Origin of the sequence: Deefgea rivuli DSM 18356, from assembly GCF_000620145.1 — a bacterium.
Taxonomy (GTDB): Bacteria; Pseudomonadota; Gammaproteobacteria; order Burkholderiales; family Chitinibacteraceae; genus Deefgea; species Deefgea rivuli.
This window is the reverse complement of the sequence record NZ_JHVM01000015.1, coordinates 1-20,750: the sequence shown is the minus strand read 5'-3', so window position 1 is coordinate 20,750 and position 20,750 is coordinate 1. Positions and strand designations below refer to the sequence as shown.

The following is a 20,750-nucleotide window of genomic DNA, read 5'->3' as shown; positions in this document are numbered from 1 at the left end:
CCACGCGCCCACCCATCGACTCGTCATTCCGGCGAAGGCCGGAATCCAGCTGCAATGCCTATATTACCGTCGCTCTGGATACCGGCCTGCGCCGGTATGACGAAGACTCGGGCTGTAGATAAGATAAGCCGAATCATCGGCCTGAAGGGCGACCTACGAACGCGTATTTACGCATTTTGCCCCGCTAGTTTTAACGATTGCGGCTGCACGCTGGCGGCGAGCGACGCCAACACAATCAGCGCGCCGCCGATAATGACGTTGCTGCTCAATGTTTCACCCAAGGCTAGCGCCGCGAACAGCGCGCCAAATACCGGCTCGGTACCGAGTAAGAGTGCGACGCGTGATGGCGTGCTGCGGCGGATGGCGTAGTTTTGCGCGAAGAACGCAAACAGCGTGCAAAACAGCACCAAAAAGAGCGTCGCCAGCCAAAATGTCGGCGAAGTAGGCAGCGCAGGCAGGCCGCTCGGAGTCAAAAGCGCCAACAATACGCAGCCCAACATCAAGACGCCCGATTGCACCGCAGTCAACGCTAATGTGGAGAGCTTTTGCCCTGCGCAGCGGCGTTTGGTTTCGACCATCAACAGCGCGCGTAAAACCGCCGCCGCCAAAATCAAGCCATCGCCTAAATTGAACGCCGCATTCAGATTGCTGCCCAGCAGCGCCGCGCCCAGCATCGCGATCATTGCTGCACCCAAGGTGAAATTGTCTGGGCGCTGTTTGAGCAGCAGCCATTCGACCAAGGGCGTCAGCACGATGCATAGCGAAATCAAAAACGCCGCATTCGCCGCCGACGTTTGCGCAATACCGTAAGTCTCGCACAGGAAAATCGCCAATAAAATCACGCCCAAAGGCAGGCCGATCCGCAGCGCGGTTTGTACCTCGGCGCTACGAAAATCCCGCAAGCTGGGCAGCAGCAAGGCAAAAGTAATCCCAAAGCGCAGCGCCAAAAATCCCAGCACCGGATAGTAAATCAGCGCGATCTTCGCCACGCCATAACTACAGCCCCAGACAAGGGCAACAGCAAATAACATCAGTTCAGCAAGGGGCAAGCGGTGGCGCATGGTGGCTCTCGGTAAGGTCAAAATCAGATCACGAAAGGCACGAAAGTAAGGCAAAAAAAGGCAAAAAAAGGCAAAAACCGTAGGGTGCATTCAGCGCAGCGAACTGCACCGTGGCGCTGCGAAATAAGCACTCACAGCAAAATCCACCAGCCCAGCCCAAATCAGTTTTCGTGCGCCCTTTTTGCCCTACTTTCGTGTCTTTCGTGATCCCGCCTTGCCATTATCAATTTATACTTGAAACTTGATAATCTACATCAACTGCATAGGACTTATGCGTCATGAGCATTAATGATCGATTACTGGCTTTGCTACCCGATTTGGCTGTGCTGGTGAAAGTGGTGGAAAGCGGGAGTTTTTCGGCGGCGGCACGCGGCCTGAACTGCACGCCGTCTAGCGTTAGCCGGCAAATCTCGCGGCTAGAAGCTGCACTGAACGTACAGCTATTTGTCCGCACCACACGCACGCTGCGCCTGTCTGAAGCGGGGCAATCCATCGCGCAACACGCGGCCGACATGCTGGCCGCCGCCCGCGCCGCCGCTGCCGTCAGCGATGTACGCGCTGCGCCGCAAGGCTTGGTGCGCCTGTCCGCGCCCAAAGCCTTCACCAAACAAGTGATCCAACCGCTGCTCAGCCGCTTTTTACAGCAATACCCCGCAGTGAATTTGCAGCTCATCGTCACCGACCGCCTCACCGACCTGCTGCAAGAAGACATCGATCTAGCGATCCGCATCACCGACCAACCACCCGAAGGCTTAATCGCCAAAGCGCTGATGCCGATTGAGCAAGTCTTGGTGGCATCGAGTGGGTATCTACAGCAACGCGGCATACCACAATCGCCAGCGGAGCTTACCCAGCATGATTGTATTTATCTGGGTGAACATGCGAACGACAATCGCTGGGTATTGCGCCAAGGTGATGTCAGCCACAGCGTTGTCGTCAGCGGTCGTTTCGTCGCCAACCACACCGAAATCCGCCTCGCCGCCGCGCTCGACGATTGGGGCATCGCCAGCCTACCGCTCTTCACCGCCCAAGCCGCGCTGGCCGATGGACGCCTCACGCGAGCCCTCCCTAACTGGCAGCTCCAAACCGCCTACCAAGGCATGGCGTATTTGCTTTACCCTCCGAATCGATATTTAGCGCCTAAGGTGCAGGTGTTGGTGGATTGGTTGGCATTGAGCTTTGACAACATGGCGAAAAATTCGTGTAATTAGGCTTACATTTTGTAGGACAAAGGCATAAGATACTGTTCCGATGAAAGGTATGCTGTCCTAAAAATTTGGGGGCTTTGCCATTGTCGCTATAAATAAATTTTAAAGTAACTAATTGGACTTTTATGCTTGAATTAGAAATTGAAAATTTACGAAACATTAAAAAATTTAAAATATCTTTGCCATTTGAAAAAGGTGTATATGCAGTAACCGCAACTAATGGAACAGGAAAAAGTACAATTTTCAGTGCCTTAGCAAAAGTGGTTTATCGAGCAGCTTTGAAAAATTATTTTAGAGCAGATGGTGATAGCCAGTCTAAGATAACTTACCGACTTAATGGTGAGGAAAATACTTGGGTTAAAGGTATTTCGTGGAATAAAGCAAATCATCAGAGTAAAGATATTCTGGTGAATGGTTTTTTTGAAGGTAGTATAATATTTGGTAATAGATTTTCTGATGCACATACTTCGTTGCTTTCGGGTTCAAGTAAAATAAAAACAGTTGATGTATGTGATGCAAGTGATTTTGTGAAAGAGAATTTGGGATTTATTTTAAAAAATAATAAAACCGCATACCCTAAACTAATGAGAGTTAAAAGTATATCTGTTGCTAAAGGTATGGGGTTTAATTCTATTCCGTACATTAATGAAATAGATGGGAAATGGATTCATCAATTCAAAATGAGCTCTGGTGAGTTCTTAATTATTGGTCTATTGCATTATATTCAAACTAAGTTGGAATATAAAAGCGACAAGAAAATTGAGGATATCGGTTTGATAATTATGGATGAAGTTGAATTGGCACTTCATCCTGCAGCACAAAATCGACTTTCAATACTGCTAAATAAAATTTCAGCAGAACATAATTTCTGTGTTTACTTGTCTACTCATAGTCCGCAAATAATTAACAATATTAGACCTGATAATATTTACCATATTGAATCATCCCTCAGTGGAAGCTTGGAGGTTATTAATCCATGCTACCCCGCATATGCAACTCGATGTATGAATACAGCAGATGGATTCGATCTTTTGCTTTTAGTAGAGGATGAATTAGCAAAGAATCTGGTGGAGAAATCAATAAGGGCTCAAGGGTTTCATCGTAGCCGCTTGATTAAAGTCTTACCATGCGGAGGATGGGAAAAAACACTTGAATTGCATGAGGAAATGCAAAGCTCCGTGGTCGCAGGGGTAAAGTGTAAAATTATATCTATTCTAGATGGCGATATTAAACAAGATTATAAAGCCAAGTATGAGAATGGGGCGAAGAATAAAATTTCACCTCTTGCGAAAGGATTTTTGCCAATTCAAAGCTTAGAGAAGTATTTATTATTAAAAATAATAACGAATCCAGATGATAAGTTTATCCGAGAGTTTGGTGATTTGTTTTATCGAGTTAGAGCATTAAGAGATATTGTTGATAGCTACAAATCTGAATCTTCATCGTCTAAAGACAGTAATGGAAAAGGATTATTTTTGGTTCTTAAAAAATGTGCGGAAGAACAAAATATTTCTGCAGTTCAATTTAAACTAGAGGTTTGTAATTTCATATCTGATTATGAAAATCTTGCAGCACTATCTGTAAGTTTGGAGAGATTATGTTCATAATATACAAACCTTATGTAGTCATGTACCGCGTACGGCGCAATAACCTAGGGTGCTGATGAGTGAATCGCACCGTTGCGATGTTTGTTTGCTGCTCAATCGGTGCAATTCGCTAGGCTCATTGTCGCCCTACAATGCAGATGTATTTAACCGTAGCCATTGATTATCAAAGCTTAGCTGGCAATACATCTGAATTATTTCTTGGTCGTCGGACTGGGGCTTAGAAATCCCTTGTATCAAGCCGAGCGAGGAACAAGCGGGTCGGGGTTTTTGCGATCAATGTTTGAGCGAGGCCGATGCTTTTGGTTTTGAGGCCGAACGAGTTTTGAGCGCAACCGACTCGATTGTCCGCAGCGAGGGCATCCGACGAAGTCGGACGCAGATACTAGGGTCGCCTTTCTTTTGCTTACTTTTCTTTTGGCGAAGCAAAGAAAAGTAAGTGCCGCGCGGCATTAGCGCCGACCCCGCTTAGGAATAGACTTTCGGCATCCAATCCACGCTATGCTAAATCGAATAGCGCTTTCAATGCATTTGAGCTGCGTAGCTACCGAAGGTTTGCAATAAGTTTAGATGCCAATAAAAAAGGCCTGCAAAAGCAGGCCATCATCATTCGAACATTTAAACGCGCAGTAGCGCGATTTTGAGTGGATGCTGGCCATCCGAAGTTGGGAAATCGCTATCCGGCTTGATCCATTCCATGCTGCTGATTGGGCGGCCCGCTTTAACCGCTGAGCGCTCCAATTGATCCAGCCATGCTTCACGCGAGACTTGCGCGACGTTATTGCAGCAAATCAGCGTGCCGCCTTCATTGGTCGACAAGAGCGCAGGCTTGAAAACGGACGCGTAATCGTTGACCAAATCGACAACGCCAAACGGGCTTTTTGAGAAGCGTGGTGGATCAAGCATCACCAAATCAAATTGCTGCTTTTCCAGTTTCGGGAAGTTAGGCATGCGTTTACCGCGCACCATCGCCGCTTGGCCTTTGCCCGACAATTGATTCAGCGCCGCAAACGCGTCTGATTGCACAAAGCGCACGCGGATCGGCAAATCGTTCAATTTGGCATTGTCTTTACCGACCAAGATGCTCGATTCGGCAAAGTCGATATTCACCACATGGCGCGCACCGGCTTTGGCGGCTGCAATGCCGACGCCGCAAGTGTAGGCGAATAAATTCAGTACCGATTTACCTTCAGCTTCAGCCATGATGCGACGGCGACCGGCGCGCAAATCGAGGAATAGCCACGGATCTTGGCCAGCGTGACGGCCTTGAATGCGGTAATTCACGCCGAGTTCCTGCGCGATGCGCGGCTCGTAGGCGATGATTTCTTCGGCTTCAGACAGGCGGTTCATTACGCGCGAATTGCCGTGGCTACGGTCGTTGTACACCATGGCGCTTTCAGGATAAATGCGGGCGTAAAACGCTTTGATTTCTTCAAATTGCTCAACCGTCAGCGCGCGGTGGAAGGTTTGCACCAAGATCAAATCGTTGTATCTATCAATCGTCAAACCCGGCACACCTTCAATGCTGCCGTGAAATAGACGGTAAGTATTGGTTTGCTCAGCGGTCAATTGCTCAATCAAGCTAGAGCGATTCGATAGCGCGGTATCGAGCAGGGAAAACAAAGGTTCTTGCATATCAGTCATCATGAGTCTCAATTAAATAGTAATAAAAATTATTCTTGCGCCGCTTTGCGGACGCGTTTAGCTTTGGCTGGAGCAGCTTCTTCTGCCGCAATCGCTGCTGGGGCTTCTGTCAAAGCGGCTGTTGCTGCCACTTTGCGCGTGCGTTTTGGTTTTTCTGCGGTTTCAGTCGCAACTTCAGGCTCAGCTACATTCGCAGCAACTGCCGCAGGCTTTGCTTTCGGTTTAGCCACACGCTTAGGTTTGTCGGCGACAACTTCTACGATCACATCCGCGATCACTTCAGGCGCAGCGGCTTTGGCCTTGCTCGCACGTTTTGGCTTAGCAACGGTTGCTTCAGCCGCTGCCGTTTCTGGCAAGACTTCAACGGCTGCGACTGGCGGTGCAGCTACGGTTTTCGGCGCTTTAGTCACGCGTTTAGCGACTACTGGCGCGGCTTCGGAAACGGCCTCTACAACTTCTGCAGCAGGCGTTTTAGGCTTTGCCACTTTACGCGCTGGCTTGGCGGCGACTTCTTCCACTGTTACCACTTCTACCGCGACTTCCGGCACGACTTTCTTTGCTTTTTTAACAGCAACTGGCTTTTCAGCGCGATTAAGCCAAGCGACTGCGCCCAAACCCGCTGCGCGGCCACTGCTGAAACAGGCGGTGAGTAAATAGCCGCCCGTTGGTGCTTCCCAATCCAGCATTTCACCAGCGCAAAACACGCCCGGCGCTTGCTGCAACATCAAGTTCTTATCCAGCCCAGTAAACGTTACGCCACCGGCGCTGCTAATCGCTTCATTAATTGGCCGTGGCGCAATTAAAGTAATCGGCAGCGATTTAATTGCCGCAGCGAGTTTAGCGGGTTGCGTGAAATCATCTTTACTGACTAATTCACGTAACAAGCCCGCTTTTACACCTTCTATGCCGAGTTTTCGACGCAGATGATTCGCCATCGAATCAGCACCGCGTGGCAATGACAGCTCTTCAGTAATGCGCGCCAAAGATTTTTGCGGCACTAAATCCAGCCACAAAGTCGCCGTGCCACTTTCAGCAATATCGTTGCGCAGCTGGCTGGAGAGTGCGTAAACCAAACTGCCTTCCACGCCGCCTTGCGTCAGCACGAATTCACCGGCTTTTTTCGCGTCATGTTGCCGCGCTGATGCCGCTACGGTTTTGATGGGTGCGCCAGCAAATTTATCGCTCAGATGCGTGCTCCAAGCCACATCAAAACCGCAATTGGATGGCTGCAGCGCCGTAACGTCAACGCCTTGCTCGGCCAATAAAGGCACCCAAGCACCGTCTGATCCTAATTTTGCCCAGCTTGCACCGCCCAATGCCAATACGACAGCATCAAATTCGCGGCTAATTTCGCCTTCGGGGTTGCTAAAGCGTAGTGCTTTTTTGGCATCCCAGCCCAACCAACGGTGGCGAACATTAACAAGCACACCGCTCGCTTTTAGGCGCGCCAACCAAGCGCGCAGCAAAGGTGCGGCTTTCATTTCTTTCGGGAAAACGCGGCCAGATGAACCGATAAAGGTATCAATGCCTAGGCCATGCACCCAGCTTGTGAGTTCATTCGCGCCAAAGTCGGCGATTATCGGCGCTAAATCAGCACTGGCGTTACCGTAGCGAGCTAAAAAGCTTGGCGCGTCTTCAGAGTGCGTAATATTCATCCCGCCTACACCGGCGAGCAAGAATTTACGGCCAATTGAGGGCATTGCATCAAAAAGTTCTACGGAAAATCCTGCCGCAGCAATCACCTCGGCCGCCATCAGGCCAGCCGGTCCGCCGCCAATGACTGCGACTGTTTTAAGGGAAGATGATTTTTTGCTAGGCATAGGAACTCCAAATTCAATGGCAGTAAAACACGAAGGCTCTCTTATACCGAAATTCACGACTTTAAACTGCACAATTTGCGCTTATTACAGGTTTTTGACGGTAATTAAATCTAAATCGAAGCAGAGCCAGAAAGCCGCGTTAGCTGATTGACACTGGCTGTAACCTTTGTTGCAAAAAGACTTGAGCGTCTGCCAGCGGAAGTGGGCGAGAAAAATAATAGCCCTGCAATTCATCGCAGCCTAAAGCTTTTAAAATGGCGACGTGTTCGGCGGTTTCGACGCCTTCGGCAATGACGGTCAAATTCAGGCTATGCCCCAAACGAATCACCGCCTCGACAATCGCCGCGTCGCCGTTATTGGATTCCAAATTGCGAATGAAACTTTGATCAATTTTGAGCTTATTGAGCGGAAAACGCTTTAGATAAGACAGGCTAGAATATCCAGTGCCAAAGTCATCAATCGACAGCATTAAGCCCAAAGCACGCAATTGATGCAGCAGATTAATCGTGTGATCGGCGTCTTGCATGACCACGCCCTCGGTAATTTCTAGCTCGATGTATTGCGGATCAACTTGGGTTTCATGCAGCACTTGGCGCAGTAAAGCGAGAAAATTGGGATGCTGAAACTGCCTTGCCGAGATATTCACCGCCACCACCAGCGGCATGCCTTGCACTTGCCATGCTTTGGCTTGCTGGCAGGCGGTACGCAAAATCCATTCGCCAATTGGGATAATCAAGCCGGATTCTTCGGCCAAAGGAATAAATTCAATCGGCGGTACAAGCTGGCCTTGATGCTGCCAGCGCACCAAACATTCAACGCCGATCACTTGCTGATTACTCAGCAAGGCTTGTGGTTGAAAGTACAGGCGCAATTCATTGCGCTCAACGGCATGGCGCAATTCGCCTTCTAGCGCCAACCGTTCGACTGCGCGCGCATTCATTTCTTGGCTATACGTTTGTGCGGCATTGCCGCCTTGTGCTTGGGCTTGCTCTAATGCGGCATCCATATTGCGGATTAGCGTTACGGCATCGCTACCATCTTGCGGATACATCGCGCCGCCGATGCTCAAGGTCGCAAATAACTCATGCCCAGACACCATCACCGCACCATTTAAAGCGTGCAATAAACGCTGATCGACGGTGTGTAATGCTTGTGGATTTTTTATTGGAAAAATCGCTGCGAAATGCGTGCCTTCCAATCGATATAAAGTGCCTCCCAATTGCTGCACAATCGGTAGCAGCCGCGCTTTGACCGCCAGAATGAGCTCGTCACCGGCCTCATAACCCAAGCCGCCGAGTACGCGCTGAAAACGATCAATTGAAATCAGTAGCCCTAAATGCGGTTTTTGCTTTAGCGCTGCAATATCTGCTTCAAACATACTGCGATTGAGTAAATCAGTCAGCCTATCGTGGCGTGCGGCGTGAGCGAGCCGATTTTCGGCGCGTTGCCGCGCATAGATATAATAAGCAACCAAGATCGCGATAATCACAATCGCCAAGCTATACGCCAGCACCAGCCGAATCATGGCGCTGACTTCATCCAGCGAAATTTGCCCTGCTTGCTCAATGGCTTTGCTGGCATCGACAAACGACATATCTAATTGATGCAAAAATTCATTGGTATCAATCGCGTTTTCCACTAGCACGGCGCGCGCTTCATCCAGATCGGGCTGCTCTTGCGTCATGATTTGTTCTAATTGTTCTGAGACTAATTTGGCGTTTTCATTGAGCGCCATCAGCGTTTTATAGCGTTGATTGAGTTTCCACTCGGGATTGGTTTTTTGCAGCAATAAAGCCATTTCGTGTTCATTGCTTTGATACTTTTGCCGAAATTGGGCGTGATTCAAGCCGTAGGCAAAATACTGATTCAAAATCACTTGGCGCTCGGTGACTTCGGTTTTTAGCTCACTAATTGTGCGTAAAGTGGGCATGGATTGGGTCACTAAGGGTTGAATGACCGCATTCACTTGATGGCCGCTATGGATCACGACCACGCTGAGCAATAAACCCAGCCCAATCACAATCGCAAAAAAGAAATACACGCCAAGGCGTGACAGAGTGGGCTTTAAAGCAGCGCAGCGCTGCATCAATGAAGGTCGCATTCGCATCTATTTTATCGTTTGTGATGCCGCTTTATAGCTCAAAATGGTATTGCTGGCCGATGCGCGAATCCCTTACTTCGCGCATCAGCCAGTACATCAGCTAGCCATCAGCGGTGCGACGGCGCATGCTGCAATAGCGCCGCATCAGCGTTGAGCGACAGGCTTAAATGCCGTTCGTACTGCTTTAAAATATCTGCTAGCAGTTCTTCTTCGGTGAAGTACTGAATATCGTAGCCTTTACGACCATCAACAAAGTAAGTCGTCGGCTCGAACGTCACCGGCTGGCTCGACAACGGCAAGGCTTCATTCGCCAACGCAAAATCAGGAACGGCTTGTTGAGTACACTTCACGCCGTACACAAAATCGCGCAGTTGATCTTGCTCAACGACCAATTGCATCGTGTCGGCATCGATAAATTGCACCTGGGCTTTAACGCCGCGCTGGGTCAATTCTTGCTCGATTAAATACATCGCGGGTGTGACAGTTTCAGCAAAAAAACGATGCACATCGGCCTGGTCAGTCTGGCGTAAAATTTGCGCCAAGCGTTTCCGCCATTGTTTGCCATTCCAAAAATTACTCGCATGCGACAGCTTTTGGCGTGAATGCAATTCATCGGCGCGCAAACCTTTCAATAGACCCCAGCAGAGCAAGATCATCACTACGGCAAACGGTAAGGCAGCAACAATCGTCATCGCTTGCAGTGCTTTAAGCCCGCCCGCAGTCAAGAGGCAACCGGCCACCAATCCCAATATTACCGCCCAGAATAAGCGCTGCCATACCGGCGATTTAGGATTGCCACGGCTCGCAATATTATCAATCACCAGCGCGCCCGAATCAGCCGACGTAACAAAGAAAATCGCAATCAACACAATCGCCAAGGCCGAGCTAAAACCCGCCCACGGCAGGTAATCCAAGAACGCAAACAGCAGCGCATCCACATTGCCCGCGCTGGCACTTAAAGCGCCCATCGCTACATTGGTGTCGATCCAGATTGCTGCATTGCCAAACACCGTCATCCACAAAAAGTTGAATGTCGCCGGAATCACCAGCACGCCGATAATGAACTCACGTATCGTGCGCCCGCGCGAAATACGCGCAATAAACATCCCTACAAATGGCGCCCAAGAAATCCACCAAGCCCAATACAGAATCGTCCAGCCTTGATACCAGCCTTCCGAATTCGCCGCTTCATAGGTGAAATTACGGAAAGTGAGCTGAACGATATTGGCGAGATAATTACCGATGTTTTCGCTAAAAGCGCCCAATAAATACAAAGTCGGGCCAGCAATCAGCACAAAAGCAAGCAGCGCAATCGCCAATAATAAATTCACTTCACTCAGAATCCGCACGCCTTTGCCGACGCCCGAAGCCGCCGACAAACCCGCCAATACCACGACAGCGACAATTAAGCCTAACTGCATATGAATGCCGCCAAAATCCCAGCCCGTTACATGGCTAAGGCCAGCCGACAATTGCATCACGCCGTAACCTAAAGTGGTCGCAATCCCAAAAATCGTACCGCACAGCGCAAATACATCGACCGCATGGCCCCAAGGCCCGTGGATTTTTTGCTTCAGGATGGGATAAAGGCCAGAGCGGATGGTGAGCGGTAAGTTATAGCGAAAACCAAAGTAGGCCAGCACCAGCCCCACGACGGCATAAATCGCCCAAGCATGAATGCCCCAATGGAAAAACGTCATTAGCATCGCTTCACGCGCGGCAGCAGGCGTGCCTATTGCGGCAGTCGGTGGTGCAATTAAGTGCTGTATCGGCTCACCGACGCCGAAATACATCAGCCCCACGCCCATACCCGCTGCAAACAACATTGCAATCCAAGACGAAAAGCGGAATTCTGGCTCAGCATCATCAGGGCCCAGCCGGATTTTGCCGTAGCGACTCATCGCAATACCGAGCAACAAAATCACAAAACCTGCGACGGCTAAAGTGTAAAACCAAGAGAAATATTGCGTGACCCACGTTTTACTAGAGATAAAAATCTGCTCCGTGTCACCCGGAGAGAAAATCGAGAACATCAATAGCGCCAGCACCAAGGCCATGCTGGGTAAGACCACCGGCCAACAAAATGTGGTTCGTGTGGGTAAAGTAGACGTCGTCATCCGCCGCTCCTTTTATTTACAGAATCAACACCTTAACACGCTGTCATGCAACAGCCTACGCAACTATGTACAGTTGCGTAAGCAAACTATGGTTTTGGCATGGGATTTGCGCCGTTAAATAGCACCATCCCAATTTCTTTCTAAATATCAAATTTTCGCGAAATATTGACCAGTAAAAAATTACTAAGTAAATTCCCTAGTTTTACAAATTGCGGCGTTGTTTAAGCAACTCTGCTAGCACGCACGCCTACTTTAGCGACCATTTTTTAAAAGTGAATCAACCATGAAAGCCAATTTATGGCGCACTGGATGCGCCTATCTCACCTTCTCGATACTAGCGGCATGTGGCGGTGGCGGCACTAGTACGCCTAGCTTGTCTGCTGTAGCACCAAGCGCTAGCCCAAGCTCAATGGCAGTCGTGGCTGGTTTGGTACGCGATACCAATGGCAATCCTGTTGCTGGCGTACGCGTTAGCACCCAGGGGAACGTGGCAGAAACCGATGCCAATGGCCGCTATCAAATTGCCGTGGCAGCCAATGGCAGCACTCGATTGATTGCATTTAGCAAAACTGCATACGCACAACAATTTGCAACGCAAGATCAAACTTTAGCCGCAGGCGCAACGGGCTATGCCAATGCGACTTTATTGCCAATTACCACGATCAGCAATTTTGATCCAAAAATCGCCAACAACTTAACAGTGAGTGGCTCGACAGCATCGGTACAACTTGGCGCAGGCACTTTAGTGCGCGATGCGGGTGCTGCGGCGGTTGGACAAGCGCGTGCTGAAATCACGCTGATTGATCCAAGCGTTGATTCCAGCCGGATGCCGGGCAATTACACTGCGGCAGCGGGTGGCGCTTTACAGCAAATTGAATCATTTGGCGCAATCCAAGTGAATTTTAGCGATGCCGAAGGCCGTAAACTCAACCTCGCCGCCGGACAAACCGCTACGCTGCGTATCCCTGCGGTTGCACGTAGTGGCGTGGTCTTCCCTGCGACGATACCGCTATTTTATTTCAATGAAAGCAGCGGCCGCTGGGTAGAAGAAGGCAGTGCCAGCTTAAAAGGCAGCGGACCCAATCAATATTACGAAGGCACTGTGGCGCATTTCTCGACGTGGAATAGCGATAAAGTGTACGACACCACTTATATCTCGGGTTGTGTGCAAAATGCACAAGGCAAACCGCTCGCTGCCACAGCGATACTGAGCAATGGTATTGATTACACCGGATCGAGTACCACTTACAGCGATACCGCCGGTAAATTTAGACTAGCCGTTAAGAAAAGTGGCAATTCAAGCGTCTCTATTTTAAATGAAGCGCTGCGCAGATTTGATATGGCCGCCACCGTCAAAATTGGCAATACCGAGCTACAACTGCCCACTTGTCTCGTACTGGGTGCCGCCAGCCCAATCGCAAGTAGCACACCTAGTCCGTCATCAAGCCCGAATCCAAGCGCCACGCCAATCGCAACACCTAGCCCAGTGGCCAGTTATGCGGGTGTATATAGCGGTAGTTATGGTGGGAATGAAGCAGGAACGTGGACGATTAACATCGCCAACAATGGCACGATCACCGGTAATGGCCATTCAAATACGTATAACTTGAATTTCTCAATCACCGGAAGCGTTGCTGCAGGCGGTGCTGTGTCGATTAATGCGGCGGGCAATGCGGGTGCATCGATCTTTACAGGTACGATTAATGCTGGCACTGGCACCATTACAGGTACATGGCGATATACAGCAAGCCCTGGGAACGATGGTAGTTTTACTGGGCAACGTAGCTAGTTATAAAATCAAGCAATCCGCCTTGGATAGTATTTCCAAGGCGGTATATGAATGTAGGTATTATTATTTAATGCCTGTATTCATATACCCTAGCTAAAATAGTAGCTTGGCCTAGATTTTTCTGGCCGCATCCTTTTTGAAAAGGATTTTAATAATGCGGTGGAATTTCATCCAGCAGGCTGCGACCGGTCTGTTCCTGCCCGCTGCTGCGTTCTTGCAGGTGGCGCAATTCTTGGCGGATTTGATCTAATTGCTGCTGTTGCCGCGCAATAATCTGGTTTAGATCGTCGAGCAAATCGTCTTGCAAAGCGAGGCGGATTTCTAATTCGGTGATGCGTGATTCCATAACAGCTCTCCAATTGATCCAAACAGCGCGCTGATGATACTAGTTTAAATAGGCATCACGAATTTTTTTCAATTCACCGCTTTTTTCCAGCTCGGCAAACGCGTCCGTAAAGCGTTGAAATAGTTGCGGGTCCACTTTGGGATTAAACGCAAAATAGCAGCCCAAACCTTTTTCAAGTTTTAGGCTGGCTTCCAGCTCCGTTACCGCTAAGCCTAGCCTTTTTGCATTGGCACTATGCGGAATGATCATCCCCACCGAATAATCAAAGCGCTCGGCATACAATTTACGAATATTACGCTCTTCGTCCAAGCTTAAATCCAATTTATCCTCAGGAAATCCCTTGCTGAGCAAAATACTGTGACCCGCAGAACCACGTGGCGCACCGACACGATATTGCTTAGCTTCGTCCAACGTCGTCGCCCGCACATCTTTGCGCTTTTTAAGTTTGATCAGCCAAACTTCACACAAATCATAGGGCCCCACCCAGAGGTATTTTGTTTCTCGATCAGGGGTTCGCACCGTCGTAAACAACAGGCTATTGGCAGTGGCCTGATTGCCTTCTACGGCGCGCAGCCACGGATATGTTTTGCGCGTGATGGTGAGCCCACTGCGTGCAATAATTTTGTCGATAATCTGATTTGCTAAGCCTTGGTCTTTCCCATTTTTGGTGTAATTAAATGGCGCAAATTCTTCGGTAAAGCCAATCAAATCGGCCGCGTGCGCCACAGAAAATAGCGCAAATGCCGTCGCCAAGCCCAATTTTCGCCACATCGCCATTCCCCTTTTGCCGTGCGATTTTCAGCTTAGCCGCTGCTGATTCGTTTCACCATCCTTGAATGCAGGGAGCGCGGTTAAAAAAACCGCCGCGCACGTAATACCTCAACCTACGATGACAACTGACCGCATCGGCGCTTACACTAGCAGCCAACTCTTTCATCCCGAACAGCCCATGCACATTGTTTTAATCGAAGACGAACCCGCCATTGCCGACACGCTGCGCTTTGCGCTGGAACGTGAAGGCTACCGCGTCACCTGGTGCGCGCTGGCGCGAGAAGGCGAAACCGCCGCGCAGCAGGCTGATTTAGTGATTTTGGATATTGGCCTGCCCGATGATAGTGGGCTGGAAGTCCTGAAACGCCTACGCAAAAGCAGTGAAATGCCAGTGCTGCTGCTTACCGCGCGTGCTGAAGAGTTTGATCGGATTTTGGGCTTGGAATTGGGCGCGGATGATTACGTCGTCAAACCCTTTAGCCCACGCGAAGTCGCGGCACGCGCCAAAACGATTTTAAAACGCAGTCAGAAAACATCGATGTATAGCCAGCCAAGCATTGATAATCATTTGTTTCAGCACGATACCCAAGCCAAACGCGTGCAGTTTGCGGGGCAAAATCTAATGCTCACGCCATCCGAATATCGCCTATTGATTACGCTGTTGGCGCATCCCGGCCATGTGTTTAGCCGCAGCCAACTCCTCGACGCGCTGGGCGAAGCCGCCGAAGACAGCTTCGAGCGCACCATCGACAGCCACATCAAAAGCCTACGCGCCAAACTACGAACCATCCGCCCCGAACTCGACCCGATTGCGACGCATAGAGGGTTTGGGTATGCGTTGGAGAAAAGTTAAGGGCTTGGGATCACGAAAGGCACAGAACCTACGCCCTTAGCTCAGTTAATGTACTTTTTAGAGTTTATATCATCATGCCAAATCACAGTATGCCGAAAGAACGGGTTGAGTATGGCCTTGACCAAATCGCCGCTGATAGAGGGGTGACAGTCTCGTTGCGTGACCTTATGTATATTCACCAAACGCTGGCTGAGTACCTTCAGTTCTTCCATCAGCCCCTGCACTATCCTGACCTTGAGGCAGTGCATGAATTTCTAGGTAGTAAAGGTTCTTCTGGAGTGTACGACATTCTTTCCGAATCGCTTTACAGGCGTATGAATAAAATGCTGCCAGAAGATATTCATCAGGCCTTTGATGACGGAAAGATATTTGAGCATCCTTTAGCGCCAACTTACTTCGATGAACGCTGAGCTCAACTCATCCTAACTAATTAATAAATTCGGTCCATTCAAGCAGCACCTGCTTTCTAGCAAGTTTTAGGATAGTGTATGAAATTAATTTCATTCCGCCCCGATTTACAGGATAAATTGGAAGCGTTTCTACAAATAATGCAGGAATCTCGCGGTTATTCATTTGATCGTTTAAATTTGCCGCCAGATATACGAAATATTAAAGAAACATACCAAGATTGTGGTGGTGAGTTTTGGGTACTGGAAGATCATAATTCGATAATTGGCAGTATTGCGATTCGAGCCATAGATCCTGAAAAGCGGATTGGTGAAATCAAAAGGTATTTTGTATTGCCGTCTTACCAGCGGCAAGGAATTGGCGGAAAGCTAATGGCTCACGCGATCCGTTTCGCCGAAGAAGTTAAATTCGAAAAAATCAGACTCGACACAATGAAAAAATCTGAATCTGCGATAATTGTTTTTAAAAAATATGGTTTTTATGAAATTCCAAAGTACAACAATAATGACGTCGCTGAGATTTTTATGGAAAGAAGTCTCAATATGTAGGATGGGTGGAGCGAAGCGATACCCATCAATGCAAAATGATGGGTATCGCCAAAATACAGCTCCACCCATCCTACCTCACCCAAAGCCACTTCATAACCCTTAAAAAGCCCCCCACATGCGCTTTTCACTTCGGATTTTCTTTGGTTATTTCCTGCTGGTAAGCCTGCTGGCGGCCTACGTGCTGAGTTTGGTGAAAGAGGAAATCAAGCCTGCGGTGCGGCAATCCAGTGAAGAAGTTCTGGTCGATACGGCGAATCTGTTGGCTGAATTGATTCAGCCGGATTTTGTCGCTGGGCGGCTGGATGATGGGAGCTTTGCGCGGGCGATGCAGCAATTTGCGGCGCGCAATCCGCAGGCCAAAGTGTGGGGCGTGGCGCGGGATAAAACGTTTTTGCGCGTGTATGTCACCGACGCCAAAGGCATCGTCAAACTCGATTCGACGGGGCAGGCGATTGGCCAAGATTACAGCCAATGGCGCGATGTGGCGCTGACGCTGCGCGGCGAATACGGCGCGCGCAGCACACTGGCCGACCAAAAAGATCCACTGTCGACGATGATGCACGTCGCCGCGCCGATCAAGGATGGCGACAAAATCGTCGGCGTGCTCACCGTGGCGCGCCCTAATTGGGCGATGCAGCCGTTTATTGAGCGCTCGGAAGGTAAGCTGTGGCGCGCTGGGCTGGTGCTATTGATCGTCGGCCTCGGGATCGGTGCGCTGTTTTCATGGTGGCTGAGCCACGGCATTACCAAATTAACGCGCTTTGCGCAGGATGTCAGTGCTGGCCAGCCCGCGCCAGTGCCGCGCTTTGTCGCCAACCGCGAACTGACCAGCCTCGCCACTGCGCTGGGTGCGATGCGCGATCAGCTCGACGGTAAAACGTATATCGAAAATTATGTGCACGAACTGACGCACGAATTAAAGTCGCCACTGGCTGGCATTCGCGCGTCAGCGGAGATTTTGCACGATGATTTGGCGGCACTAGACAAAGCACGATTTTTGCAGCATATCGATACCGAAGTCGCCAGAATGCAGCATATTGTCGACTATTTGCTGCAGTTGGCTTCACTTGAGGCGCGTAATGAATTGCAAGATGCGCAAATGATTAATCTAAAAGAATTGATTAGTTTGCAAATCGACGCGCTACGCAGCCAAGCAGGCCAGCGCACAATTCAAATTGATATTGTCGAGACGAGTTTTGTTTTGGGTGAAGCCTTTTTGCTCGGCCAAGCGCTGCGCAATGTGCTGCAAAACGCGATTGATTTCACGCCCAATGATGGCAAAATTAGCATTCAAGTAGAATGCGCTAGTGATGGTATTGGCTTGCAGCTCTCTATTTACAATAACGGCGAGGCAATACCTGAGTACGCACTGAGTCGATTATTTGATCGCTTTTACTCACTACCGCGCCCGAATGGGCAAAAAAGCACGGGACTGGGCTTGGTACTGACGCGAACGATTATCCAATTGCACGGCGGGCAAATCCATATTCGCAATGCTGAGCATGGCGGCGTTGAAGTGCGGATTCAGTTGCCGAGCGCTTAAAGGTCGTAGGTCGGGATAACTATCTACACAATTCAAAACGCCGCAAAAAATCATCAATTCGTCATTCCGGCGAAGGCCGGGATCTAGCTGCAATGGTGATTTCACCGTCGCCCTGGATACCGGCCTACGCCGGTATGACGATCTAAATGATAGGTTTTGAACTTGTGTCGATACTATGGATTGTTGGTTACGCGCTGCGCCTTGCCGGAGAACGCCGACTAGGAATCTGACGACTAGCCGCCACTCGGCCACTGCTTAATCGTGCTTTTTAGCGTTGCTGCATCGGTCATGCCGCTGATGATTCGATTGCCGATTAGCATGCTGGGCGTCGCAAAAATGCGCAGTTGTTTACCCAAATCCACGCTGGCGGCCAGCGCTTCGGGCTCAGTTAGATCGAGTAAATGCTCGGTTTTACTGTGCCGCGCAATGTCGCGCATCGCTTGCTGCGTAATCGGGAGTGGCGCTTGCATTAAAGCGGCGTGGATGTCTGGGTATTGCGGCCGCGCCGTGCGCCATACGTGCATGGCATAGTTCGCCGCTGCCGCGCTGCTATCGGCCATTATCGCCTGCCATTTCAATACAAATCGCACCTCGCCTTCACGGGCGACCTGCTGCAAAGTCGCGTCAATTTTGCGGCAATAAGGGCAGTTAAAATCAGTAAAAACCAGCACCGTGCGTTTTGCCTTCTGCGCGCCAAAGACAGGATCGGCCGCGTTGAAATACGTCGCAGCGGGTTGATCGCTGGCCATTTTATTCACTTGCGCCAAAAAAATGCCCGTCCTACGCCGCGCCTCGGCTTGCAAATCGTCGAGGGTGGCTTGCGCCCTGACTATCATCGGTAAACCAGCGAGTAGGGCGAGAAAACTTCGGCGTTGCATAGGCGATCTTTATTGGGAATAAGGCTTGCCGATTGTGAGCTGCAGTAAATGGGCTGTCATGGTAAATAGTTCGCCATCTCCACACAATCTCCACATTCCGCGCATTTTCTCTCCACATCAACGCGGCACACTGGCCTTGTCGATAGAGCAATCACAAGGAGAACAAAATGAAAACGCAGTGGAAAATTGTCACGCTGGTGGCGTTGTTACTGGGGATGTTGTTTGCGCTGAATTTAGTGCGTGGTTTGGTGTTTGAGCGGCAGCAGCGCGCCGATGCGGTTCGCGCCGAAATCGCGCAGTTTAGCGCTGGTGAGCAAACGCTGAAAGGGCCATTTTTGGTGCTACCGATCACCGAAACGGTGGCGGTGTTGACCGAAAAAGCTACGCCGAACGGCAAAATCAGCGAATGGAGTGAAACCAGCCATGAGCGCGTTATTTTAATCAGCCCTGAAAAGTACACCGCGAATGGTCAGCTTGCGGTTGAAAGCCTGAAACGCGGCATTTTTGAAGCGCCGATTTATCGCAGTAGTTTGATTTTGTCGGGGCGATTTAACCTTGGCGCACTGACGCAATATGAGCGTAAAGCCAGCTCGAATATGGAAAAAATTAGCAGCACTTGGGGCGTACCGTATTTGGCGCTGAGCTTGTCGGATGTGCGCGGGATTCAAAACTTGGGCGGGCAAATCGCGGGTAATAATCTGACTTTTGAGCCGGGCACTGCGGCGTCCAAATTGGGCAAAGGCGCGCATGCGCTGCTGGCGCTGGATGTCAATGCACTGAACAATCAGTCGCTTGATTTCAAATTGAATCTCAAGCTCACCGGTACCACGCAATTGCACATCGCGCCGATTGGCAAAGAAAGCCACGTCACACTGTCTGGCAATTGGCCGCATCCAAGCTTTAGTGGCAACTTTGCACCCGTTGAACGCAGCGTTACCGCGCAAGGATTCACTGCGCGCTGGCAAACTAGCCAGCTCGCCACTGGCGGTGCACAAGCGACTCAATGTGCTGAAGAAAACTGCGCTAGCGCGATGCTCGGTCTGCGTTTGATCGATCCGGTGGACCGCTATGTGCTGAATGAGCGCACTTTGAAATACGCCGAATTATTTGTATTGGTGATGTTTGGCGCTGTATTTTTGATGTCGGCGATGAATAGAATATCGATTCATCCGGTGCAATATGCCTTGGTCGGCGCGGCGTTGGCCTTGTTTTTCTTGCTGACTTTATCCTTATCAGAACACATTGGCTTTAGCAAAGCGTATTGGATCGCCGCGAGCGCATCGACGCTGCTGCTCGGGTTTTATATCAGCTTTGTCTTGGTCGCTTGGCAGCGCGGGATCGGCTTTGCAGTGGTACTGGCTGCGCTGTACGGATTGCTATTTGGAATCTTGCAATCCGAAGACATGGCTTTGTTAATGGGCAGTTTGACTCTATTTGGCTTATTGAGCGGCGTGATGATCTTGACGCGCAAATTTGATTGGCAAGGATTGAATAAATCGACGGTGATGCAGATTGAGGCGGATGAGCGCTTGGCAGACGAAACTGAGTAATTAACAAGTAATGGGTATATCGACCTGGCCTATAAAAATAAATGACTGTATTAATATACCCATTAATTAATGGCAATGTTCAGATTTGGTGTTGATGCTGTGCTGCTATGGTTGGACTGCGCGAAGTCCCTTGTATCAAGCCGAGCGAGGAACAAGCGGCAAGGGGGTTTCGGCGGGTTCTGTTTTGTTAAAACCCGCCGCCTTGCCGATTGTCCACAGCGAGGGGATCCGACGAAGTCGGACGCAGATACTAGGGCGGCCTTCTTTGGCTTACCTTTCTTGGCCGTTCAAGAAAGGTAGATACCGTCTTGTTCGTCAAGCATTTTGATACTCTGCTTGATACTTTTTTTGGGTTTTCAGTACGCCGAAACAGAGATGAACTAGCTTACGCATTGCCGCGCCAAGGGCAGACATTTTGCTTTTTCCTTTCACCAATAGACGCTCATATAAATCCTTAACATGCGGATTGTGCTTGATCCCAACCATCGCCGCCATGTACAGCACGGCAC

General features: G+C 49.8%; 16 protein-coding genes and 1 pseudogene. 8 read left to right on the top strand and 9 right to left on the bottom strand.

Annotated elements, in window-relative coordinates; all coding sequences use genetic code 11:
• Nucleotides 1-167 precede the first annotated feature (167 nt).
• The gene (locus Q320_RS19025; RefSeq protein ID WP_051534590.1) at nt 168-1,061 is read right to left on the bottom strand and encodes a DMT family transporter; all 894 of its coding nucleotides are present in this window, start codon (nt 1,059-1,061) and stop codon (nt 168-170) included.
• Between the two features lie 278 nt (nt 1,062-1,339).
• On the opposite strand from Q320_RS19025, the gene Q320_RS0107730 reads away from it, so the two are divergent.
• Nucleotides 1,340-2,272 carry a LysR family transcriptional regulator gene (locus Q320_RS0107730; RefSeq protein ID WP_027468520.1) on the top strand — a complete coding sequence of 311 codons (933 nt, stop codon included), beginning with the start codon at nt 1,340-1,342 and terminating at the stop codon, nt 2,270-2,272.
• 122 nt (nt 2,273-2,394) lie between these two features.
• Nucleotides 2,395-3,876, top strand: coding sequence for an AAA family ATPase (locus Q320_RS0107725; protein ID WP_035853117.1), 1,482 nt, complete (start codon nt 2,395-2,397; stop codon nt 3,874-3,876).
• Between the two features lie 615 nt (nt 3,877-4,491).
• Here the strand turns inward: Q320_RS0107725 and Q320_RS0107720 are convergent.
• From Q320_RS0107720 to Q320_RS0107705, 4 genes are all read right to left on the bottom strand, one after another.
• The gene (locus tag Q320_RS0107720; RefSeq protein WP_245590981.1) at nt 4,492-5,520 is read right to left on the bottom strand and encodes a class I SAM-dependent rRNA methyltransferase; all 1,029 of its coding nucleotides are present in this window, start codon (nt 5,518-5,520) and stop codon (nt 4,492-4,494) included.
• Nucleotides 5,521-5,546: 26 nt separating this feature from the next.
• Nucleotides 5,547-7,337: a TIGR03862 family flavoprotein gene (locus Q320_RS19020; protein WP_084282479.1), complete on the bottom strand. Its 1,791-nt coding sequence runs from the start codon at nt 7,335-7,337 to the stop codon at nt 5,547-5,549.
• 139 nt (nt 7,338-7,476) lie between these two features.
• Nucleotides 7,477-9,444, bottom strand: a complete 1,968-nt coding sequence (locus Q320_RS19015; protein ID WP_084282477.1) for a putative bifunctional diguanylate cyclase/phosphodiesterase — start codon at nt 9,442-9,444, stop codon at nt 7,477-7,479.
• A gap of 101 nt (nt 9,445-9,545) precedes the next feature.
• Nucleotides 9,546-11,555, bottom strand: a complete 2,010-nt coding sequence (locus tag Q320_RS0107705; protein ID WP_027468517.1) for a BCCT family transporter — start codon at nt 11,553-11,555, stop codon at nt 9,546-9,548.
• Between the two features lie 283 nt (nt 11,556-11,838).
• On the opposite strand from Q320_RS0107705, the gene Q320_RS0107700 reads away from it, so the two are divergent.
• Nucleotides 11,839-13,344, top strand: coding sequence for a carboxypeptidase-like regulatory domain-containing protein (locus Q320_RS0107700; protein ID WP_027468516.1), 1,506 nt, complete (start codon nt 11,839-11,841; stop codon nt 13,342-13,344).
• A gap of 148 nt (nt 13,345-13,492) precedes the next feature.
• Here Q320_RS0107700 and Q320_RS0107695 read toward each other — a convergent pair whose 3' ends face one another.
• Together Q320_RS0107695 and Q320_RS0107690 are read right to left on the bottom strand one after the other, a co-directional pair.
• The gene (locus tag Q320_RS0107695) at nt 13,493-13,690 is read right to left on the bottom strand and encodes a SlyX family protein (RefSeq protein WP_027468515.1); all 198 of its coding nucleotides are present in this window, start codon (nt 13,688-13,690) and stop codon (nt 13,493-13,495) included.
• A gap of 39 nt (nt 13,691-13,729) precedes the next feature.
• On the bottom strand, nt 13,730-14,461 hold the full coding sequence (locus Q320_RS0107690; RefSeq protein WP_169734441.1) for a substrate-binding periplasmic protein: 732 nt from the start codon (nt 14,459-14,461) through the stop codon (nt 13,730-13,732).
• A gap of 178 nt (nt 14,462-14,639) precedes the next feature.
• Here Q320_RS0107690 and creB point away from each other — a divergent pair, with 178 nt between their 5' ends.
• The 4 genes from creB to creC all read left to right on the top strand — a co-directional run bounded on the left by creB (nt 14,640) and on the right by creC (nt 17,813).
• The gene (gene creB, locus Q320_RS0107685; RefSeq protein ID WP_027468513.1) at nt 14,640-15,314 is read left to right on the top strand and encodes a two-component system response regulator CreB; all 675 of its coding nucleotides are present in this window, start codon (nt 14,640-14,642) and stop codon (nt 15,312-15,314) included.
• Nucleotides 15,315-15,388: 74 nt separating this feature from the next.
• A complete protein-coding gene (locus Q320_RS0107680; protein WP_156939022.1) occupies nt 15,389-15,724 on the top strand; it encodes a hypothetical protein in 336 nt (111 codons plus the stop codon).
• Between the two features lie 78 nt (nt 15,725-15,802).
• Nucleotides 15,803-16,270, top strand: a complete 468-nt coding sequence (locus tag Q320_RS0107675; RefSeq protein WP_027468511.1) for a GNAT family N-acetyltransferase — start codon at nt 15,803-15,805, stop codon at nt 16,268-16,270.
• 115 nt (nt 16,271-16,385) lie between these two features.
• Nucleotides 16,386-17,813 carry a two-component system sensor histidine kinase CreC gene (gene creC, locus Q320_RS0107670; protein ID WP_027468510.1) on the top strand — a complete coding sequence of 476 codons (1,428 nt, stop codon included), beginning with the start codon at nt 16,386-16,388 and terminating at the stop codon, nt 17,811-17,813.
• Nucleotides 17,814-18,046: 233 nt separating this feature from the next.
• On the opposite strand, the gene Q320_RS0107665 is transcribed toward creC, so the two are convergent.
• Complete coding sequence (locus Q320_RS0107665; protein ID WP_027468509.1) at nt 18,047-18,691, bottom strand: thioredoxin domain-containing protein; 645 nt, start codon at nt 18,689-18,691, stop codon at nt 18,047-18,049.
• A gap of 167 nt (nt 18,692-18,858) precedes the next feature.
• Here Q320_RS0107665 and creD point away from each other — a divergent pair, with 167 nt between their 5' ends.
• A complete protein-coding gene (creD, locus tag Q320_RS0107660) occupies nt 18,859-20,241 on the top strand; it encodes a cell envelope integrity protein CreD (RefSeq protein ID WP_027468508.1) in 1,383 nt (460 codons plus the stop codon).
• Nucleotides 20,242-20,556: 315 nt separating this feature from the next.
• Here creD and Q320_RS21725 read toward each other — a convergent pair.
• Nucleotides 20,557-20,750: pseudogene (locus tag Q320_RS21725) on the bottom strand (IS110 family transposase); the annotation flags it as partial.

Coding starts and splice junctions, on each gene's coding strand:
- Q320_RS19025 (WP_051534590.1), bottom strand. CDS start 1,061: ATGCGCCACCGCTTGCCCCTTGCTGAACTGATGTTATTTGCTGTTGCC.
- Q320_RS0107730 (WP_027468520.1), top strand. CDS start 1,340: ATGAGCATTAATGATCGATTACTGGCTTTGCTACCCGATTTGGCTGTG.
- Q320_RS0107725 (WP_035853117.1), top strand. CDS start 2,395: ATGCTTGAATTAGAAATTGAAAATTTACGAAACATTAAAAAATTTAAA.
- Q320_RS0107720 (WP_245590981.1), bottom strand. CDS start 5,520: ATGATGACTGATATGCAAGAACCTTTGTTTTCCCTGCTCGATACCGCG.
- Q320_RS19020 (WP_084282479.1), bottom strand. CDS start 7,337: ATGCCTAGCAAAAAATCATCTTCCCTTAAAACAGTCGCAGTCATTGGC.
- Q320_RS19015 (WP_084282477.1), bottom strand. CDS start 9,444: ATGCGAATGCGACCTTCATTGATGCAGCGCTGCGCTGCTTTAAAGCCC.
- Q320_RS0107705 (WP_027468517.1), bottom strand. CDS start 11,555: ATGACGACGTCTACTTTACCCACACGAACCACATTTTGTTGGCCGGTG.
- Q320_RS0107700 (WP_027468516.1), top strand. CDS start 11,839: ATGAAAGCCAATTTATGGCGCACTGGATGCGCCTATCTCACCTTCTCG.
- Q320_RS0107695 (WP_027468515.1), bottom strand. CDS start 13,690: ATGGAATCACGCATCACCGAATTAGAAATCCGCCTCGCTTTGCAAGAC.
- Q320_RS0107690 (WP_169734441.1), bottom strand. CDS start 14,461: ATGTGGCGAAAATTGGGCTTGGCGACGGCATTTGCGCTATTTTCTGTG.
- creB (WP_027468513.1), top strand. CDS start 14,640: ATGCACATTGTTTTAATCGAAGACGAACCCGCCATTGCCGACACGCTG.
- Q320_RS0107680 (WP_156939022.1), top strand. CDS start 15,389: ATGCCAAATCACAGTATGCCGAAAGAACGGGTTGAGTATGGCCTTGAC.
- Q320_RS0107675 (WP_027468511.1), top strand. CDS start 15,803: ATGAAATTAATTTCATTCCGCCCCGATTTACAGGATAAATTGGAAGCG.
- creC (WP_027468510.1), top strand. CDS start 16,386: ATGCGCTTTTCACTTCGGATTTTCTTTGGTTATTTCCTGCTGGTAAGC.
- Q320_RS0107665 (WP_027468509.1), bottom strand. CDS start 18,691: ATGCAACGCCGAAGTTTTCTCGCCCTACTCGCTGGTTTACCGATGATA.
- creD (WP_027468508.1), top strand. CDS start 18,859: ATGAAAACGCAGTGGAAAATTGTCACGCTGGTGGCGTTGTTACTGGGG.